Here is an 18,331-nt window from a genome sequence, read left to right on the forward strand (position 1 = left end):
GGTCACGTGCTGTCGACCGGGACACCTCCCGACTGGGCGTGGGTGGACGTAGCAGTCCCGCGCCGGTCAGGTCGGCTGCCGGGGATCAGCATGGCCGGGTTCCGCCACCGTGCCCCCGCACTCGTGGACATCGCCATGGTCGCGCACCCATCCGTCACCCTGCTCATCGACCTGAGCGAGGGCGAAGGCCTCGTCTACGACACCCAGGGCCGGCACGAACGCGGCAATGTCGTCATCGGGCTCCTCCCCGGCGATCTTCGAGCAACCGGCCGAGGGGTCGGCGAGTGCCTCCAGATCCGGCTGGAGCCGGTCGCGGCCGCTGCGGTGCTCGGCGCATCAACCGAGCTCAGCGGGACGGTGGTGTCCCTTGAGGATGTCTGGGGCCGCGACGCCGGGCGAGCCGAGGACAGGCTGCGCGCCGCCGCGTCGTGGGACGAACGGTTCACGATCGCGGAGGACATCCTCGGCCGCCGACTGGGCGCCCACCCACCGGTCGATTCGGAGGTCGCCTACACCTGGCGGCGGACGCTCACCAGCCGGGGGCGGGTGCGGGTCGACGGCCTGGCGGACGAGGTCGGCTGGAGCCGCAAGCGCCTGTGGTCCCGCTTCCGGTCCCAACTGGGCATCACCCCCAAACGCGCCGCCCGACTGGTGCGCTTCGACCACGCCGCCCACCTTCTCGCGGCGGGTCACGCCGCCGCCGGCGTTGCCGCCGAGAGCGGCTACGTCGACCAGTCCCATCTCCACCGCGAGGTCCAGTCGTTCGCCGGGCTCACGCCCACGGCCGTGGCCGTCGCGCCGTGGCTCGCGATTGACGACGTTGCGTGGCCGGTCAGGGCAGTTTCGTCCGCAGACTGATTTCGACCGTGGACCACGGGCCCCTACGTCCGGCCGACGTGCCGCGGCGGCGGTGCCGGCCCCGCATGGAGCACCGTCGCCGGTCGCCCCTGTGATCGCCGCGCGGTGGCGGGCGTAGGAACGCGGGTCTGTCCAGTTAGTTCTGCAGTCCCTCGGAGGGGAGGGTAGGGGGCGTCCCCAGCGCTGTCCATGTTCCGGATCTGGTTGTCGAAGGTGCAGGTCAAGGACCCGTTGAGCGAGGTTTCCCGGCCCGGCGGGCGGAGTAGGAAAGGCGAAAAGGGCCCAGAGAGGAAGAAGAGCAACTATGACGACAGCACGTGATGTCATGCACCGCGGCTGTGAGTGCCTGCGAATCAACGACAGCCTTGCCGAGGCCGCCCGGCGGATGGCCGAATTGAATGTCGGCTCCTTGCCGGTCTGCGATGAGAACGGCCAGCTCAAGGGGATCATCACCGACCGCGACATCGTGGTGAAATGCATCGCAAAGGGCAAGAACCCGGCCGAGGTCAAGGCCGGCGACCTCACCACCAAAGCCCCGGTGCGGTCCATCGACGCCAACGCCGACATCGGCGAGGTCCTGCACCAGATGGCCGAGCACAAGATCCGCCGCATTCCGGTGCTGGAGAACAAGGAACTGGTCGGCATCATCAGCCAGGCCGACCTCGCGGCAAAGCTGCCCCAAGACAAGATCGGCGAGTTGATGGAGGCCATCTCGGCTACCTCTCACTGAAACAGCCGCGACCCGGCCCCGGACCTTCGTGATTGGCCTCCCCCCGCGAGAAAGGCCGGCACGGCAGGACTCCCGGGGTCGGCGGTCAAAACAACCGGCGCCTGAAACTGGGTGATGGACGTGGTGGCGGGCGGCGACCTGGCCCTGATCACCAGGCGACTGTAGGGGGCGACCGGTCGAGGCGCTGGTACAGGCCGTACACGAAGAGGGCGCGGTAGGCCGTGCCCTCGTGGACGAAGTCGACCGCCCAGTGGTGCGGGGCCGCCCCCTCCCGCTGGGAGGCCCCGGGGAAACTCGTGCCGACATCGCCGACGACGCACCGCCACGGAACCAGGTCCGCGAAGGCCAGCGCCCTGTCGCCGCGGGGGCGGACGAACCACTGGTTCCACACCTCGCCACCGGGACCGGACAGCACCTCGAACTCCAGGCCCGGCCAGGACGGCAGCGCCCAGCGAGCCACCTCGCAGGACACGCTCCCGACCGGTCTCGCGCCCTCGTACGACGGCGGGCCGAGCGCCGTCCGCAACGCGGCCCGCCCCTTGGGACCCCTCATGGAGTGGGCCATCCTCGTCCACTGGGCATGCGCGTCCCGGACCTCGGCCCGGGACGCGCCCATGTCGCCGAGCGCGTCCTCCACCCTCTCGGCGTTGAGGTCACGCATCCGATGCATCAAGGTCAGCTCGAACTGGCGAATCCCGAATCCCATGGCGACCAGCCTGCCAGGAGCCCGGCGTGCTCCGGGTCCCGTCGGGTCCAGCGGAGGCGGTCTTCCAGCAGCGCCTGCCGGGCCGGGTCGGCGGTCAGCCTCAGCGCGTGCTCGCCGGCCAGGCGGGCCCGCTCGTCACGGCCCATCACCCACGAGTCAGCCTCCCCGCTCAGGTCAGGTGCTTGGTGAAGAAGGCGACGATGCGCGACCGGGCGTCGCGGGCCGACGGCTCGTGGAACCCGTCCTTGGACAACCGGCCCAGCACCGCCAGCAGCACTGGCACATCACGAGGGTCGTGATCGTTGAGGAAGGAATGGCCCGCATCGGGGTACTCCTTGACGTCATGCTCCACCCCGGCTGCTGTCAAGGCGTGTTCCAGACGCTGGGCGGTGCCCCGGTTGACGGGGTCCTTGGCCCCGTAGCTGCCGACGATCGGGCAGGCTCCGGCGAGGAAGGACTCGGAGAACACGTCCTTGGCGGAGGTGCCGTAGTTGACGCTGGAGACAGCGAAGCCATGGCCGGGAGCCAGCAGCAGGGCGAACCCGCCGCCCATGCAGAAACCGATCACCCCGATCCTGCCGGTGCAGTCGTCGCGCCCCGCCAGGACGGTGCGCGCGGCCTCGATGTCGTCGAAGACCGGGCCCCGGCGGGCCCGCGCGTCGCGCATGATCCCGCGCATGCAGGCGATGCGGCCACCCCAGTAGAACAGGTCAGGTGCCACCGTCAGGAAGCCCTCGCCCGCCAACCAGTCCGCCTGGTTGCGCAGGTCATGGCTCATGCCCATGGCATCGTGGAGAACCACCACCCCAGCATGCGCACCTGAGGATTCGGGCACTGCCAGATAGGCGGGCATCTGCCCGCGCGGCGTGGCGATCTGCAGGTCGGTCATCCTAGAGCTCCCTCGCACCAACTCGCCGTCAGCGCCCGCACCGCACGTCGGGCACGCGTTTGCCTTGCCTCCGCAGGATGAGCCGCAACGCCCGATCCGGCAAGAGGCTTTGAACCGCGCCAGGTTCGTGGAGTCGGTGAACGGTGCGGTTCGATGCGGAGAAGACGGCCGGGCGCCTGCTTCCAGGATTGCGCAAATGCGATCAGGCGGGGGAGTGCGTCCGCCGCCGAGAATTGCCGCATGGACAAAGTGCGACGCGATCGGTTGCGGGTGCTGCTGGACACCGTCCTGGCCACGTTCGACCAGGGTCTCGACGGGTGGCAGGTGGCCGGTCGGGCGTATCTCAGTCGGTTCCATTTCGACCGGCTGGTCGCGGCCGGGCTCGGTGAGGCGCCCGCGACGTTCCGCCGCCGCCTGCTGCTGGAGCGCTCGGCGTGGCGGCTGTCCCAGGGCTCGACCGTCACCGACGCCGGGTTCGAGGCCGCGTACGGCTCGACCGAGGCGTTCTCCCGCGCGTTCCGGCGCGCGTACGGGAGGACTCCGACGGAGTTCGGGGCGGTGCGAGGCGACTTCCGGCTGCCCGCGCCGAACGGTATCCACTTCCACCCTCCCGCCGGGATGCTCATCGCCGGCGAAGCGACAGGAGCCGCCATGGACTTGACTGACCGCCTGATCGACCACGACCTCTGGCTCACCGGGCGCCTGCTGGACGGCGCGGGCGAGCTCACCGACGAGCAGCTCGACACAGTGGTCCGTCCGGGGCATGAGGTGCTCGCATTCGACGGGCCCGAGCCGACCGTCCGTCTCATGCTGGACCGGTTGATCTGGACCAAAGAGGTCTGGAACGCGGCGATCGCGGGTCGCGATATGCCCGACGGCGGCGACCGTACCCTCGACGGCCTGCGCGCGCGATGGGCGAGCGCGGGTGCGGAGTTCCGCGCGCTCGTCCACGACATCCGGCGGCGGAACGCCTGGAATGACGTTTTCGTGGACGCGCTGTGCGAGCCGCCCCAGAGCTTCACGCTCGGCGGCGTGCTCGCGCACGTGATCACGTTCTCCGCGCATCGCCGGCAGGTGCTCATTGAAGTCCTGTCGGAACTCGACACCATCGGGGTGCCCGCCTGCCCGATGGAATGGGAACGCATGCGCGCCGCAGACCTGTCCCACGCCGCTGCTCAACTTCGAGAAACCGAGGAGACCCGATGACCACAACCCCGCACGCCGCAGTCACCGCATGGTGGCAGGCGATGCAAGACCGGGACACCGAGGCGCTCTTCGCGCTCGCGCTGCCGGACTACCTGTCCTCTGGCGGCCCGATGGGCCGATCCGTCGGACGGACGGCCCTCATCGCCGAGGCGGCCGAGTTCTTCGCCGACGCCCGGATCGACGACTGGTCGGTGGATGACTTCGAGATACGCCGGCACGGCGACACGGCGGTCTGCTCCTACCGGTGGAGCGAGACCGGCACCCACCTCCACACCCGCTTCGCCCTCTGCGGACTGGCCACGGACGTCCTGATCCACCGCGACGGCACCTGGTTGCACCAGGCGCACCACGTCAGCCCCTTGCCCGGAGCAGCGTGAGACCACGTCCGCGCGACCGTCCCTCGATCTTGGTACGGAGGGTCCCCAGGCCGGCCCGCGATCACTCAGTCATCGAGTTGTAGCGTTGGCACATGAACGGGACACGTGCGGATGGCGCCGCAGGCGGTCCGCTGTCCCTGATGCGGGCGAAAGTACGCCCGCCCCGACCGCTGCGCCCCCTCGTACGCCGGCCCGCACTCGAAGAGCGACTGCGGGCGGCGGCCGCCGAGGCCGTGGTCGTGCTGGTGCAAGGGCCGGCGGGGATCGGCAAGACATCGCTGCTGACCACCTGGGCCGCCGCCGAGGCACAGCCGGTGGCGTGGTTGAGCGTCGACGCGCGCGACAACGACACCGCTCGCTTCTGGACGCACGTCGCGTTCGCGCTCGCCCCGCAAACGGGTGCCCCGGCCGCACCCGAGGTGCCCCCTGGTAGCGATCTGTTCGTCAGCGCCCTCGTCGATCGGGTGCTATCGGCCGAACGCCGGCTCACCTTGGTGCTGGACGAGTACGAGCACGTCACCGAACCACAGGTGCATCAGCAACTCGACATGCTCATTCGAGGGTGCGGCGATCGGCTCACCACGATCATCGCGAGCCGCGTGCGACCCGCGTTGCCGCTGGACCGGCTCGCCCTAACGGCCCGGCTCGCCGTCTTCACCTGGTCGGATCTGCGGATGGACGAGGACGAGGCGGAGCGCATGTTCGCCGAAGGGTTCGCGGTTCGCCCGACGGCCGACCACATCGCGGCCCTCGTCCGGTCGACGGACGGCTGGGCGGGCGGCTTGGCGTTGCTGGGGGCGAGGATGCGCGTTGACGCCGGCACGGCCCTCGACGCCGACGCCCCCGCGGGCATCGACCTCCTCGCCGAACATCTCCTGGAATACGTATGGGGGACACTTTCTCCGCAGTTGCGAGAGTTCCTGCTGGACACAGCGGTGCTTGAGCGGTTCTGCGCGCCGCTGGCCGAGGCGGTGCACGGCACCCGCGAGGCGGGGGAGCTGATCGACCGGTTACGGGCGGACGGAGTCTTCCTGCTGCGGGAAGAGAACCCTTTCTGGTTCCGCTACCACAGGCTGTTCCGTTGGACGCTCACCCGCCGCCTCTGGGCTCTGGACCCGTCGCGGGCGCGGGCGGCGCACCGGGCGGCGGCACGATGGCAGGCCGGACACGGCAACGCCGAGGAGGCGGTCGAGCACGCGCTGCTCGGCCGGGACTACGCGTACGCCGTCGAGCTGATCGACGAGGTGTTCGACGAGTTCTCCACCGCCGGCCACCTGACCACCCTGGAACGGTGGCTCGAATCCCTTCCCGACACGGCGATTCCCGCGGGCCTCGCCGACCGGGCGTTGTCTCTGTGGTGCACCCTGGGCCGCCCGGACGAACGAGACCGGTGGAGTCGCACCACCGGACGTCACCCGTCGGCGGACGGGCCGGTCCGAGCGCCGGATGTGTGGCAGCTCTGCTCACCCCGTGAGGCCGGCGACCTGGCGGTCGCGTTGCGGCACGGCCGTCAGGTCATGGAGCGCACCGGCGGAGCGTGGTCGTCACCGTCGACGATCACGCTGGCGAGGATCAGCGTGGCACGGAGCCTGCTGCTCGCCGGACAGCCCGCCGAATGCCGCCGTGTGCTCGCCGATGTGGAGGGGGTCTGGGCAGGGAGCGTGCCACCGGCACCGCTGCGGGTGGCGGTGCATGCGCTGCGCGGGCTCGCCGCCTACCGCGAAAAGGACCTGACGGGCGCACTTGAGCAGGCCGGCCTGGCCGAGCGAGCGCGTGCGGTGTGTGCGGCCCCGCCCCGGCCTCGAGCGATACCCGAGTACGTCATCCTCCAGGCGGCATTGGCCACCGACCGCCCCGACGCTCTCGACGCCCTGCGGGAGCTGGTCGTCTTCACGCCGGGTCTGGGGCCGGACCGGAGCATGAGCGTATTCGGACTCCTGGTGCTCGCGGAGGCATACCTGAACCGGCACGATCAGGCGTCCGCCGTGGCATGTACTACGGCGGCAGACTCGCACCTGGCGTCCTGCCCCAGCCCGCTGGGCCTGGTCGACTTCCGGCACGAGCTGGCGGCGGCCATCGGCGAGACCGTGCCCGGTCACCAGTCGACCGACCTGCTGAGCGAACGCGAACGGGACGTCCTGCGCTATCTGCGCACTGACCTCAGTCTCACCGAGATCGCGGAGCATCTGTTCGTGTCGGTCAACACGGTGAAGACACATGCCCGGCACATCTATCGCAAGCTCGGCATCGCCGGCCGGCACCAGCTGGCCTGGCCCGCGTCACACCGCACTCCGCCGTCCCTCACCCGGGGAGTCCGTTGAATCACCCTCCACGGCGCTCGATTCACCCCCGGCACCAGGGATGGATCGAGCGAAGCAGTGCTGAACTGGTCATGGGGTGATCCACGACTAGGTGGGTCCGATGATCAAGGGAGAGGGAGCCATGTACGTGACGCGGCATCAGGCGATGCGAGCAGTGGATGGGGAAGCCGTCAGCCGTGAGTTGAAGGACCGCGTGGAGATCGTCGATGCTCTCTACCGTTTCGGGCTCGGCCAGGATCTACGGGATCGGGACCTGTTCGCGTCGGCGTTCTCGGCCGACGCCGAGCTGGACTTCCGTCCGGCGGCGGCCAAGCTCGGCGTCGACAGCGAGCTGATGGCCGGGCGCGAAACAATCGTGGAGACGATCCTTGGTGTTCTCGCGCAGGTGGAGACCACCCACGTGGTCACCAATCCCCGAGTCCAGCTGGACGGCGAGGTTGCCCGGCTCACCGCGATCGTGGAGGCCCAGCACCTGCTCGCCACCGATCACAGCCGGTACGCGTTGCTCAAGAACCTGTACGCGGTGGAACTCGTTCGTGACGGGGAGCGGTGGGTGATCCGGCGGCTCGACATCGACAACGTCTGGTACACGGGCGAGCCCAAGGCCATCTTTGGCGGCTAGGTATCCGTCCACCATGGTGTCGATACAGGTTTCGAAGCGTGGTCCGAGCGTTGCGGTGCTGGCGTACGAGGGCATGTCGGGTTTTGAGGTGGGCATCGTCGCTGAGGTGTTCGGATTACCCCGCCCCGAGTTCGAGGTCTCATGGTACGACTTCATGCTCTGCGCGCAGCGACCCGGACCGGTGAGCGGGCAGCTCCGCGGGGCTCGATCTGTGCATTCATCTGGTGCGCAAGGATTTCGGACCAAGCCTCGCGAACGCCGTCGCGAGGCGCCTGGTGATGCCACCGCACCGTGACGGCGGTCAGGCGCAGTAACCCGGACGTGCCTCCGCCACTTCGGCCGCTGCAGTGGCACCAGTCCGATCCGCTGGTTGATCGCACAGCGGATTCAGGCCAGCCAGCCCTTGCTGGAGAGGACAAGCGCTTCGATCGAGGAGATAGCGGCGACGGTCGGCTTCGAAAGCGCTGTCACCTATCGGCACCACTTCAGCCGCATGCTGTCGACCTCGCCCTCGGTGTACCGACGGGCCTTCCGGCTTGACGAGCCGATGGCAAGCCCGGAGCCACCGGCGCCGCGGACGGGTCGCCAGTCGCGGACGGTCCGGGCACGGCACGTGGACGAGATGGCGGAAAGTTAGCGGGGAAGGTCGTCAGCACCGCTGGTCGGGCTGGCGGCCTTGTCCCATGCTGAATCGTGTGATCGATCCGAAGGCGTTTCTGACCGGTGGCGAGACCGACATGTCGGCACCCGGACCGTTGGATGTGGGCGCCGAGGAGGGCGCCTGGCTACTGGAGCTCGCCGCGTCCCTGGTCGTTCGGCACTCCCGAGATGTGGTGAGGGACCCGGTGGCGCCGGCGGATCCGGGCACCGGGCAGATCCGCGACTGGCTGGCCGGATTCGACTTCCGCACCGGCCGGTCGGCCAAGGATGTATTCCCGGACGTACTGGACGCGCTTCACCGGTGGGGCGTGCACACCACCCACCCGCGCTACTTCGGGCTGTTCAATCCGACGCCCACTTGGTGGGGAGTGGCCGGCGAGCTGATCGCGGCTGGGGTCAACCCCCAGTTGGCCGCCTACAGTCACGCTCCGGCGGCGGTGGAGATCGAACGCCACGTGTTGCGTTTCCTGGCCGCCCGGCTGGGTCTGCCGGCCGTGGCCGACGGATGCTTCACCAGCGGCGGAGCGGAGGCGAACCTGACTGCAGTCGTCGTCGCCCTGACCCGCCGGTTCGGGGCGTACGCGGAGTCCGGCGTCGGCGGTCTGGGTGGACCGCCGGTGCTGTACGCGTCGGCGGAGAGCCATCTCGCCTGGTTGAAAATCGCTCACCTGACCGGGCTCGGCCGCGACGCCGTCCGCCTGGTCCCCGTCGACGACAGGCATCGACTCGACGTGTCGCGGTTGCGCCGGCTGCACGACGCGGACGTTGCCGCCGGTAGGTTGCCCTTCCTGCTGGTCGGCACGATGGGGACGACCGGCGGGGGAGCCATCGACCCCCTGCCGGAGCTGGCCGCCGTCGCCCGGGACTGGAATCTGCATTTTCACGTCGATGCCGCCTGGGGCGGCGCTGTGGCGCTGTCCGATCGGCTGCGTCACCTGGTGGCGGGTGTGGAGGCCGCCGACAGTGTCACGGTCGACGCGCACAAGTGGTTGTCCGCACCGATGGGTGCCGGAATGTTCATCACCGGACATCCGGACGCCCTGGCGGAGAGCTTCCGGGTGAGCACCGCGTACATGCCCGCCAGCGAAGAGGGAGCCCGCGATCCGTATGTCACCAGCGTGCAGTGGTCCCGCAGGTTCGCCGGCCTGAAGGTATTTCTCGCGCTGGCCGTGCTCGGTCAGCGCGGCTATGCGGAGCAGTTGGAACGTGACGTACGACTGGGGATGATGCTGGCCCGCCGGCTGACCGAGACCGGTTGGAGGCGCGTCAACGAGACGCCGTTGCCGGTGGTGTGCGTCGTACATCCAGCGGCCGACGCGTTGGGCCCTGAGCAGAGCTACGCCTGGCACGCTGCCGTGGCCGCTCGCGTCGTCGCCGGCGGTCAGGCGTGGATAAGTCCCGTGCGGCTCGCCGGTCGCGCCGCCCTCCGGCTCTGCCTGACCAGCTACCGCACCCGCAGCCACCACATCGAGGACGTGGTCGCCGCGCTCGACCAGGCCCGTGCGGAGACCACGCCGCCTCCGCCCTGACCTCCCCTCAGCGGCCGTCACATCCGGCTGGCCATGACCGATGGCGGCATCAGATACGGGACGCTGGCCGACATGTACGAAAGGCAGGAGGCGTTGCGCGCCGCGGCCCAGGGCGGGGTCACGACACAAGCCTGGAATTGCAACTGGAGCTATCGGTACGCGTTCTATTCCCAAGCGAACAGCAAGTTCGTCTCGGCGGAGTTCGGTTATGGGGGCTCCCTCTACGGAATGCTCCGCGCCCGGCCGACCAACGTTGGCCCGTGGGAGCTGTTCTACCTGCAATGACATGACTCCATGGCCGGCCCCCGACGTCGTGTCTGGCCAGGTCAGTCCGGTCACGTGGGACTGCTGCCGGCATGCTGACTCGTTGACCTCCGTGGCGCCGGGAGCAGGCCACCAAGGAGTCGGGTGGACTGGTTCTTCCACAAGGTCAGGGCGTCACGGTACGAGGAGGGAGCCGATGCGGCGGTCACCCGGTGCCGAGTCGTCCCCGATCATCCGATCTCAGGTGGAGTCACGCTCGACCAGGGCATGGGTCCACAGGGCGAGGCGGGGCCGCCTGGTCACGCCCTTCTTGACGACCTGGTCCAGGGTCTGGGCGAGCACGGCCGGAGCGTTGGTGACGTTGAGGCGGACGGTGGTCAGCCGGGGCCGCAGCAGCTTCGCCAACGGCAGGTCGTCGCAGCCCACGACCGCCACGTCGCCGGGAACGGAGAGCCCGTTGTCGGCGAGCACCGCCATCAGCAGCATGGCGTAGTCGTCGTTGTAGGCGAACACGCCGTGCTTGGTCCGACCGTCACCGCTGATGCCCGCGGCCCGCCACGCATCCAGCCGCGCGGCGGCCGCGGTCTCGGAGAAGGCCAGATCCATCTGGGTGTACGGCACGCCGCGGGCGGCGGCCACCCGCCGCACACCGGCCGCCCGGCGCAGGCCCATGTCGCGCAGGCCGTCCTCGGCCGGGACGATCGCGGAGAGGGTGCGACTGCCGCGTGCGAGGAGGTGTTCGGCGGCCATGGCCCCGATCCCCGCATGGTCCATGGTCACGGTGGAGACGATCTCGGAGGACCAGCCCACGACGCCGATGCCGATCATCGCCTTGGTCCCCGCCGAGCGCAGCACGTCCACGGCCTGCCGGGTCAGCCGCCCGGCCGGGGCGAGGACCGCGACCGGGCGTAGCTCGGCCCAGGCGCGGGCGGCGGCCACGCCTTTCAGGCGGCGTGCGCCGTACTGGATCATGGTGTATCCGAGCCGGCTGAGCTCGCGGTCCAACTCCTCCATCAGGCCTACGGCGAGCGGGCCGTACGGGATGTCGGCCAGCGGCACCAGCACGAGTCCGCTGTGTCCGGTCCGCAGCGTCCGCGCTCGCCGAGGAATGCGCCCTTGAGATCGAGATGCTGGCCAAGTGGGACCCGGCCACCGCGCTGGCGCTCAACTCGTTCGCCGGCTCGGACTTCACCCCCGAACCGGTGGTGCCGTCACTGGTTCAGCGGGCCGACCCGAGCGAGCTGATCTCCCCGGAGGTGGCCGGGGCCCTCGTCTCCAAGGGCTTCGAGGTGCGTGTGGTCAAGGGCGCCGAACACACGATCCATCGCCACCTGTTCGAAGACTTCATGGCCGGGCTCGAGGGCTGGATCTAGATCCTCCGGCCCGGCTGATCGCGCCGCTCGTCCGGACGGCCGGCGTCAGAAGACCGGATCGTTGTGGACCCGATCGCCCTCGACGTAGGTGGCCAGCACCGTGGTCTCGGCGATCCCGGCGGCCGGGATCGAGAAGGGGTCGCGGTCGGTGACCACCAGGTCGGCGAGCTTGCCCTTCTCGATCGTGCCGGTCAGGGTGTCCAGGTGGTTCACCCGCGCCGTGCCGATCGTGTAGGCGGCCAGCGCGGCCGCCAGGCCCAGACGCTGTTCCGGCAGGAACACCTCGGCCCTCTCGCCCGGGACCGTCCGGTTGACCGCGACGTGGACGCCCAGGAACGGGTTGGGGCTGCTGACCGGCCAGTCGCTGCCCGCCGCGAGCGGAGCGCCCGTGCGGGCCAGCTCCCCGAACGGGTACTGCCAGCCTGCCCGTTCCGGGCCGAGGAACGGGATGGTCAGCTCGTCCATCTGCGGCTCGTGCGCCGCCCACAGCGGCTGCATGTTCGCGGTGATCTCAAGGGCGGCGAACCGCGGCACGTCGTCCGGGTGCACGACCTGCAGGTGGGCTATGTGGTGGCGATGATCGTTCCTGCCGTTGGCGGCGCGCGCGGCCCCGAACGCGTCAAGGGCCTCGCGTGCCGCCCGGTCCCCGACGGCGTGCACATGGACCTGGAAGCCTTCGGCGTCCAGGCGGGTGACGTACCCGCGCAGCGCCTCCGGATCGACGAAGCTGATCCCCTGGTTTCCGGTTCCGCACCCGCAGCCGTCCAGGTAGGGGGAGGTCATCGCGGCGGTGAAGTTCTCCGCCACCCCGTCCTGCATGATCTTGACGCTGGTGGCGCGGAACCGGCCCGCGCCGCCTCTGCGCGCGAGCAGCTCAGGGATCTGTTCCTCGCCCCTTTCGCGGTCCCACCAGAGCGCGCCGACCACCCGCGCGGTGAGCAGCCCCGACTCGGCCGCGGTCAGGTAAGCCTGCTGCACCTTGGGGTCGACCATCGCGTCCTGCCAGGCGGTCACACCGACCGAGTGCAGCCGCCGCTGACCGGCCTGGAGGGCGCGCAGCATCGCCTCCGCGGCCGGCTCGGGGACGTGCCGGCCGACCAGGTGCGACGCGCCTTCGTGGAGCGTGCCCTGCGGGGCGCCGCCGGCCTCCCTCTCGATGCGCCCGTCGGCCGGGTCCGGGGTGCCCGCGTCGATGCCGCACAGCTCCAGAGCCCTGGTGTTGACCCAGGCCCCGTGACCGTCGCGGTTGATCAGGTGGACGGGCCGGTCGGGGACGACCGTGTCCAGCAGGTGCCGGCTCGGCGTGCCACCCGGGAACCATTCCATGGACCAGCCGCCTCCGCTGATCCATTCGGCCTCGGGGTTCGCCTCGGCGTAGGCGCGGACGGCGGCGACGGCCTCGCCGGCGTCGCCGGTGTCGTGCAGGTCGCACCGGATCATGGTGAGGCCGGCCAGGACCGGATGCACGTGGGCGTCCTGGAACCCGGGGAGCAGGGCTCGACCGGCCAGGTCGATGACCTCGGTGGCGGTACCGATCAGCGGCCGGACGTCCGGGTCGTCGCCGACGGCGATGATCCGGCCGTCGCGTACGGCGACCGCCGTGGCGACCGTACGGGCCGATCCGAGCGTGTGCACCGGACCGCCACGGAAGACGAGATCGGCGGGGGTGGTCATGCGGATTCTCCTTGAGATGAGATCAGGGGGATCACAGCGCCTCGGGGCGGAAGGCCCACGGGCGGACGCGTTCGACGGCCGCGCCGACCTGGAAGACGGTCGCGTCGTCGTAGCTGCGGCCGACGATCTGCACCCCGGTCGGCATGCCGTTGGACGCCCGGCCGGACGGGACGTTGAGCACCGGGCAGCGGCTGGCGATGTTGAAGACCGGAGTCAGCGAGTACTCCAGGTAGTGGTCGAGTTCGACGCCGTTCACGGTGAGCCTGGTGTCGACGTACTCCTCGCCCGCGCGCAGGCCGGGCGCCCCGGTGGTCGGGCAGATCAGCGCGTCGTAGCGGTCGAGCAGTTCGCCGATCGGCGCGTAGATCGCCGCCTCCAGCTCCAGCCCGGCCAGGAAGGCGCCGCTCCGTTCCATCGCCCGCTCGGCGTCCGCGGCGAAGGCGAGGGCGTAGGGGGTGAGCTTGTCGCCGTGCTCGGCCGCGACGCGGGTGACCATGGGGCCGAAGATGGCGCCGAAGTGGATGAAGACGGCTTCGAAGACGTCGGCGCGGCGCAGCCCGACCCCGGCCTCCTCGACGATCGCCCCGGCCTCCCGCAGCGCCTCGGCGACGGCCCGGGTGTTGGCCGCGACCTCCGGCTCGATCTCCCAGTCGCCCAGGTTGGGCGCGTACGCGATGCGCAGCCCGGTCACGTCCCCGAGCCGGTCCGGGATCCGCACGGCGGGGCGCAGCGAGACCACGTCGTGGGGGTGCGGGCCGGCGATGACGTTCTGCAGCAGCGCGCAGTCGGCGACCGTGCGGGCCATCGGCCCGTCGTGGCAGTAGTGGTCGAGATTGAACGGCGGCATCGCGGGCACCCGGCCGTAGGGCGGCTTGTAGCCGACCGTGCCGGTGTTGGCGGCGGGCAGCCGGATCGAGCCGCCGATATCGGAGCCCGTGGCGAGCATGGCCGTACCTGAGGCGAGCGCCGCGCCCGAGCCGCCCGAGGAGCCGCCGGGGGAGTAGTCGAGGTTCCACGGATTACGGGTGATCCCCCACAGCTTCGACTGCGTGAACCCCGCGCAGCAGAACTCGGGCGTCGTGGTGCGCGCGTGCACGATGCCGCCGGCGGCCAGCACCCGCTCGATGACCGGGTGGGTCACTTCGGCGACACTGCCGGTGTAGGCGAGCGAACCGTCCGTGGCCGGCCGTCCGGCGATCGGCTGCTCGTCCTTCGTGGCGACGGGAAGCCCTTCGAGCGGGCGCGGCGAGCCGCCGTCGCGGTAGGCGCGCTCGGCCTGCTTCGCCTGGAGGAGGGCCTCGTCGAAGGCGCGCTCGCTCAGCGCGTTGACCTGCTGCTCGACGGCCTCGGCGCGCTCGATGACGGCGGCCATGAGCTCGACGGGGGACAGCTCACGGGACCGGAACAGCCGCAGGGCCTCGGTCGCGGGCAGATAGGCGAGGTCGGTCACTTGACCACACTCCTTTTCGTGGGGTCCGGGTCGGGGCCGTGATGAGGGGACTCCGCGGAGGCCGGAGGGTTGGGCGTCTCCCGCAGGACGGCCGCGAGGGAGCGCCGGTCGGCGGCGATCTGGGCGGGGTCCCAGCCGGGTCGCGGCACCGAGTGCAACAACAGACGGGTGTACGGGTGCTCGGGGTTGGCCAGCACCTCCCGGGTGGGGCCCGACTCGACCACACGCCCCTGGTAGAGCACGATGATGACGTCGGCGATGTGCCGGACGAGCGCCAGGTTGTGCGTGACGAACAGATATCCGACGCCGGTGTCGCGGCGGATCTCCGCCAGCAGGTCGAGGATCTGGGCCTGGATGGACACGTCGAGGGCGGCGGTCGCCTCGTCCAGGATCAGCACCTTCGGCTCGGTCGCCAGCGCGCGGGCGATGGCGACCCGCTGGCGCTGGCCGCCGGACAGCCGTCTCGGGAGCGCGTCCGCCTCCCGCTCGCCGAGGCCGACCCGTGCCAGCAACTCGGCGCGGCGGGCGCGGCGTTCGGCCGGGCTCATCGCGAAGTGCAGGCGCAGCGGCTCCTCGACGCACGCGGCGACGGTCACGCGGGGATCCAGCGAGAGGTAGGGGTCCTGGAAGACCATCTGGATCTCGCGGGCACGGGCCAGCCGGGTCGCCTTGCCCCGGGCCACGTCCGAGCGGTCCCGGCCGCCGACGCGGATCCGGCCGGCGTCCGGCCGCTCCAGGCCGACGAGCATCCGCGCGGTCGTCGTCTTCCCCGATCCCGACTCGCCCACGATGGCCAGAGCGCCGCCGGGCTTCAGGGAGAAGGAGACGTCGTCGACGGCGACGTGGGCGCCGAACGACTTGCGCAGGCCCTCGACCTCCAGAGCGTACTCAGTCATGGATGAGCTCCTCCGCGCGCAGGCAGGCCACCTGAGCACCGTCGATCTCCCGCTGGACGGGGTCCTCCCGCGCGCAGGCGGGCTGGGCGTGGGCGCAGCGGGCCGCGAAGGCGCATCCGGCCGGACTCTCGGCGAGTGACACGGGACGCCCGGGGACGCCGTGCGGCGGCTCGTCCGACTCCAGCCGCGGGGTCGCGGCCAGCAGTCCCGAGGTGTACGGATGGCGGGGCCGGCTGAAGAGCCCTTCGGTGGGCTGCGCCTCGACGATCCGTCCCGCGTACATCACGTAGATGCGGTCGCAGATCGCCGCGGCCAGCTCCAGGTCGTGGGTGACGAAGAGCATCCCCATGTCACGCTCGGCCCGCAGCCTGGTGAGGATCGAGATGACCTCGGCCTGGGTGGTGACGTCCAGCGCCGTGGTGGGCTCGTCGGCCAGCAGCAGCCGGGGCCCTCCGGCGAGCGCGCCGGCGATCATCACGCGCTGCAGCATGCCGCCGGAGAACTCGTGCGGGTACCTGCGCAGGGCCGCGCGCGGCTCACGGATGCCGACCGACTCCAGCAACTCCTCGGCCCGCTTGAGCGCGTCCTTCCGCGGCACCCCGCAGGCCCGCAACCCCTCGGTGACGAAGTCGCCGATCCGGCGCAGCGGGTTGATGGAGGCCCGAGGGTCTTGGAAGATCATGGAGACGTCGCGGCGGCGCAGCTCGCGAAGCCGGGTGGAGGGCATCGTCAGGATGTCCTCCCCGTCCACCCACAGGCTGCCGGCGGCCTGCGCTCCCTCGGGGAGCAACCCCAGCACCGCACGGCAGGTGACGGACTTGCCCGATCCGGACTCGCCGACCAGCCCGACGGCCTCGCCCTGCTCGACGTGCAGCGAAACACCGTCGAGGATGGGGCGCGCTGCCTTGCCGGCCGCGAGCCGCACGTTCAGGTTCTCGATCTCCAGTAGCCGGGTGGTCATCACTGCTCCCGCCTGGCGACCCGGTCGGCGATGGACTCGCCGACGATGCTGAACGCGACTACCGTGATCACGATGGCGACGCCGGGGGCGAGGGCGGGGAGCATCGCGCCCTGGAGCAGGGCCGGGGAGCCCTCGTTGATCATCGCGCCCCAGTCGGCGGTGGGCGGCTGGACACCGAAGCCGAGAAAGGAGAGCGCCGCGAGATCCATGAGCGCGTATCCGAAGTTGATCGCGGACTGGGCCAGGATCAGCGGAGCGATGTTGGGAAGCAGGTGCTTCACGCAGATCAGCCAGCCCGACCAGCCCTGCACCCGGTACGCCTGGATGTAGGGGCGGGACTTCTCCTGCAGGGCCACGCTGCGGGCGAGCCGGCCGACGTACGGGGCGTAGGCGACGCTCATCGCGATGACCGGAGCGGTCAGCCCGACACCGAAGACCGCCACCAGGATGATGGCCAGCAGCAGGGCGGGGAAGGAGAAGACGAGCTCCATGGCACGCGACAGCACGGAGTCGACGACTCCGCCGTGCCAGGCGGCGGCCACCCCGATCAGCATGCCGAGCACCGTCGACACGACCACGACTATCAGTGGGCCGAGCAGCCCCGTCCGGGCGCCGAAGATCAGCCGGGACAGGACGTCACGTCCGGACTGGTCCGCGCCCAGCAGGTGGTCGGGGGTGGAGCCGCTCAAGGTCGCGGACAAGTCGACGGCGTCGGGGGCGTGCGGAGCGATCAGGGGGGCGAGGACCGCCGCGATGATCAGCACGGTGAGCACGGTGAGGGCGGCCGTGACGAGCTTGTCGCCTCCCGCGAGGCGGGCCAGCGGTGCGAGGAACCTGCGCCGGTGGATGGGCAGGGCGGTCATCTTGAGCCTCCCTTCGCGTGGGACAGGCGGGGGTCGATGAGCGGATGGACCAGGTCGACGATGAGGTTGGCGCAGACGAAGGCCAGCACCACCAGCAGGCTGACGGCCTGCACGACAGGGAAGTCCTTGACGGTGACGGAGCTGACCAGCAACTGGCCGACCCCGGACAGGCCGAAGGCGGTCTCCACGATCGAGGTCGCGACCAGCAGGCCGGCCACGATCGTCCCGGTCACGGTGGTGATCGGGACGAGGGCGTTGCGCAGCACGTGCCGTCGCACCACGTCAGAGCCGGGCACCCCACGTGAGCGGGCCACCTCGACGTGCTCGCGTCCCAGCTCTTCCAACATGGACGTTCGGGTCACCCGGGCAAGCAGGCCGACGAAGGTCAGGGCGAGCGCCGCCGCCGGGAGCGTCAGATGGTAGATCCGGTCGCCGAGACCGCTGCCGTTGCCGAAGGCGGGGAACCAGCCCAACTGGACGGAGAACAGCGAGATCAGCCCGATCGCGGCGACGAACGACGGGGTGGCCGTGGCGACGCCCGTGCCGATGAGGACCACCCGGTCGACCGCGCCCCGCCGCAGCGCGGCCAGTGCCCCGAGCGCCACCCCTCCGATCAGGATGAGCAGGCCGGCGTAGCCGATGAGCCACAGCGTGGTCGGCAGCCGGGCGGCGATCAGACCGCCCACGTCCTGACGGAACAGCGCGGACTTGCCGAAGTCGCCGGTGACGACGCCGCCGATCCACTTGGTGTACTGGATCAGGAACGGGTCGTTCAGGTGGTACTGCTCTTTGATGGCCGCGATGGCCGTCGGCGACGCCGAGCGCCCTCCCAGGAGGAAGGACGCCGGGTCACCGGGGGCGAGATGGACCGAGCCGAAGACCAGGAACGACGTGATGAGCAGCGTCGCGGTGATCCCGGCGAGCCGGCGAAGGAGAAAGCCTGCCATGGTCG

20 protein-coding genes are annotated in these 18,331 nt (G+C 70.5%); 10 read left to right on the forward strand and 10 right to left on the reverse strand.

Annotated elements, in window-relative coordinates:
- Positions 1-6: 6 nt before the first annotated feature.
- Both AB0C16_RS13395 and AB0C16_RS13400 read left to right on the forward strand, forming a co-directional pair.
- Positions 7-858 (forward strand): helix-turn-helix domain-containing protein, encoded by an 852-nt coding sequence (locus tag AB0C16_RS13395; RefSeq protein ID WP_357682176.1) that lies wholly within the window; start codon positions 7-9, stop codon positions 856-858.
- Positions 859-1,162: 304 nt separating this feature from the next.
- On the forward strand, positions 1,163-1,588 hold the full coding sequence (locus AB0C16_RS13400) for a CBS domain-containing protein (RefSeq protein ID WP_357682178.1): 426 nt from the start codon (positions 1,163-1,165) through the stop codon (positions 1,586-1,588).
- Positions 1,589-1,736: 148 nt separating this feature from the next.
- Here the strand turns inward: AB0C16_RS13400 and AB0C16_RS13405 are convergent, their stop codons facing one another.
- From AB0C16_RS13405 to AB0C16_RS13415, 3 genes are read right to left on the reverse strand one after another with little or no spacing between them, the layout of a single operon-like run.
- The gene (locus AB0C16_RS13405; RefSeq protein WP_357682180.1) at positions 1,737-2,294 is read right to left on the reverse strand and encodes a hypothetical protein; all 558 of its coding nucleotides are present in this window, start codon (positions 2,292-2,294) and stop codon (positions 1,737-1,739) included.
- Positions 2,264-2,443: a hypothetical protein gene (locus AB0C16_RS13410; protein WP_357682182.1), complete on the reverse strand. Its 180-nt coding sequence runs from the start codon at positions 2,441-2,443 to the stop codon at positions 2,264-2,266. The genes AB0C16_RS13405 and AB0C16_RS13410 overlap by 31 nt, the downstream gene beginning before the upstream one ends.
- Positions 2,444-2,463: 20 nt before the next feature.
- Positions 2,464-3,183 (reverse strand): dienelactone hydrolase family protein, encoded by a 720-nt coding sequence (locus tag AB0C16_RS13415; RefSeq protein ID WP_357682184.1) that lies wholly within the window; start codon positions 3,181-3,183, stop codon positions 2,464-2,466.
- Between the two features lie 240 nt (positions 3,184-3,423).
- Between AB0C16_RS13415 and AB0C16_RS13420 the strand changes: the two genes are divergently transcribed.
- The 7 genes from AB0C16_RS13420 to AB0C16_RS13450 all read left to right on the forward strand — a co-directional run bounded on the left by AB0C16_RS13420 (position 3,424) and on the right by AB0C16_RS13450 (position 10,183).
- Complete coding sequence (locus AB0C16_RS13420) at positions 3,424-4,389, forward strand: AraC family transcriptional regulator (RefSeq protein ID WP_357682186.1); 966 nt, start codon at positions 3,424-3,426, stop codon at positions 4,387-4,389.
- Complete coding sequence (locus AB0C16_RS13425) at positions 4,386-4,766, forward strand: nuclear transport factor 2 family protein (RefSeq protein ID WP_357682188.1); 381 nt, start codon at positions 4,386-4,388, stop codon at positions 4,764-4,766. Before AB0C16_RS13420 ends, AB0C16_RS13425 begins: the two co-directional genes overlap by 4 nt.
- Positions 4,767-4,858: 92 nt before the next feature.
- Positions 4,859-7,087 (forward strand): LuxR C-terminal-related transcriptional regulator, encoded by a 2,229-nt coding sequence (locus AB0C16_RS13430; RefSeq protein ID WP_357682190.1) that lies wholly within the window; start codon positions 4,859-4,861, stop codon positions 7,085-7,087.
- A 100-nt stretch (positions 7,088-7,187) separates the two neighbouring features.
- A complete protein-coding gene (locus AB0C16_RS13435; RefSeq protein WP_357682192.1) occupies positions 7,188-7,709 on the forward strand; it encodes a nuclear transport factor 2 family protein in 522 nt (173 codons plus the stop codon).
- Positions 7,710-8,070: 361 nt separating this feature from the next.
- Complete coding sequence (locus tag AB0C16_RS13440; protein ID WP_357682412.1) at positions 8,071-8,346, forward strand: helix-turn-helix domain-containing protein; 276 nt, start codon at positions 8,071-8,073, stop codon at positions 8,344-8,346.
- Positions 8,347-8,404: 58 nt separating this feature from the next.
- On the forward strand, positions 8,405-9,898 hold the full coding sequence (locus AB0C16_RS13445; RefSeq protein WP_357682194.1) for a pyridoxal-dependent decarboxylase: 1,494 nt from the start codon (positions 8,405-8,407) through the stop codon (positions 9,896-9,898).
- Between the two features lie 33 nt (positions 9,899-9,931).
- On the forward strand, positions 9,932-10,183 hold the full coding sequence (locus AB0C16_RS13450; protein ID WP_357682196.1) for a hypothetical protein: 252 nt from the start codon (positions 9,932-9,934) through the stop codon (positions 10,181-10,183).
- 219 nt (positions 10,184-10,402) lie between these two features.
- On the opposite strand, the gene AB0C16_RS13455 is transcribed toward AB0C16_RS13450, so the two are convergent.
- Entirely contained in the window at positions 10,403-11,227 is an 825-nt protein-coding gene (locus AB0C16_RS13455; RefSeq protein ID WP_357682198.1) for a substrate-binding domain-containing protein, read from the reverse strand.
- 62 nt (positions 11,228-11,289) lie between these two features.
- Between AB0C16_RS13455 and AB0C16_RS13460 the strand changes: the two genes are divergently transcribed.
- On the forward strand, positions 11,290-11,535 hold the full coding sequence (locus tag AB0C16_RS13460) for a hypothetical protein (RefSeq protein ID WP_357682200.1): 246 nt from the start codon (positions 11,290-11,292) through the stop codon (positions 11,533-11,535).
- Between the two features lie 45 nt (positions 11,536-11,580).
- Here the strand turns inward: AB0C16_RS13460 and AB0C16_RS13465 are convergent, their stop codons facing one another.
- From AB0C16_RS13465 to AB0C16_RS13490, 6 genes are read right to left on the reverse strand one after another with little or no spacing between them, the layout of a single operon-like run.
- Positions 11,581-13,209 carry an amidohydrolase gene (locus tag AB0C16_RS13465; protein WP_357682202.1) on the reverse strand — a complete coding sequence of 543 codons (1,629 nt, stop codon included), beginning with the start codon at positions 13,207-13,209 and terminating at the stop codon, positions 11,581-11,583.
- A 31-nt stretch (positions 13,210-13,240) separates the two neighbouring features.
- Entirely contained in the window at positions 13,241-14,659 is a 1,419-nt protein-coding gene (locus AB0C16_RS13470; protein ID WP_357682204.1) for an amidase, read from the reverse strand.
- Positions 14,656-15,555, reverse strand: coding sequence for an ATP-binding cassette domain-containing protein (locus tag AB0C16_RS13475; RefSeq protein WP_357682206.1), 900 nt, complete (start codon positions 15,553-15,555; stop codon positions 14,656-14,658). Before AB0C16_RS13475 ends, AB0C16_RS13470 begins: the two co-directional genes overlap by 4 nt.
- The gene (locus tag AB0C16_RS13480; protein ID WP_357682208.1) at positions 15,548-16,516 is read right to left on the reverse strand and encodes an ABC transporter ATP-binding protein; all 969 of its coding nucleotides are present in this window, start codon (positions 16,514-16,516) and stop codon (positions 15,548-15,550) included. The genes AB0C16_RS13475 and AB0C16_RS13480 overlap by 8 nt, the downstream gene beginning before the upstream one ends.
- The gene (locus AB0C16_RS13485; protein ID WP_357682209.1) at positions 16,516-17,379 is read right to left on the reverse strand and encodes an ABC transporter permease; all 864 of its coding nucleotides are present in this window, start codon (positions 17,377-17,379) and stop codon (positions 16,516-16,518) included. Before AB0C16_RS13485 ends, AB0C16_RS13480 begins: the two co-directional genes overlap by 1 nt.
- Positions 17,376-18,326 carry an ABC transporter permease gene (locus tag AB0C16_RS13490; RefSeq protein WP_357682211.1) on the reverse strand — a complete coding sequence of 317 codons (951 nt, stop codon included), beginning with the start codon at positions 18,324-18,326 and terminating at the stop codon, positions 17,376-17,378. Before AB0C16_RS13490 ends, AB0C16_RS13485 begins: the two co-directional genes overlap by 4 nt.
- Between the last annotated feature and the right edge of the window lie 5 nt (positions 18,327-18,331).

It is taken from the genome of Nonomuraea sp. NPDC048916 (assembly GCF_040649575.1).
Taxonomy (GTDB): domain Bacteria; phylum Actinomycetota; class Actinomycetes; order Streptosporangiales; family Streptosporangiaceae; genus Nonomuraea.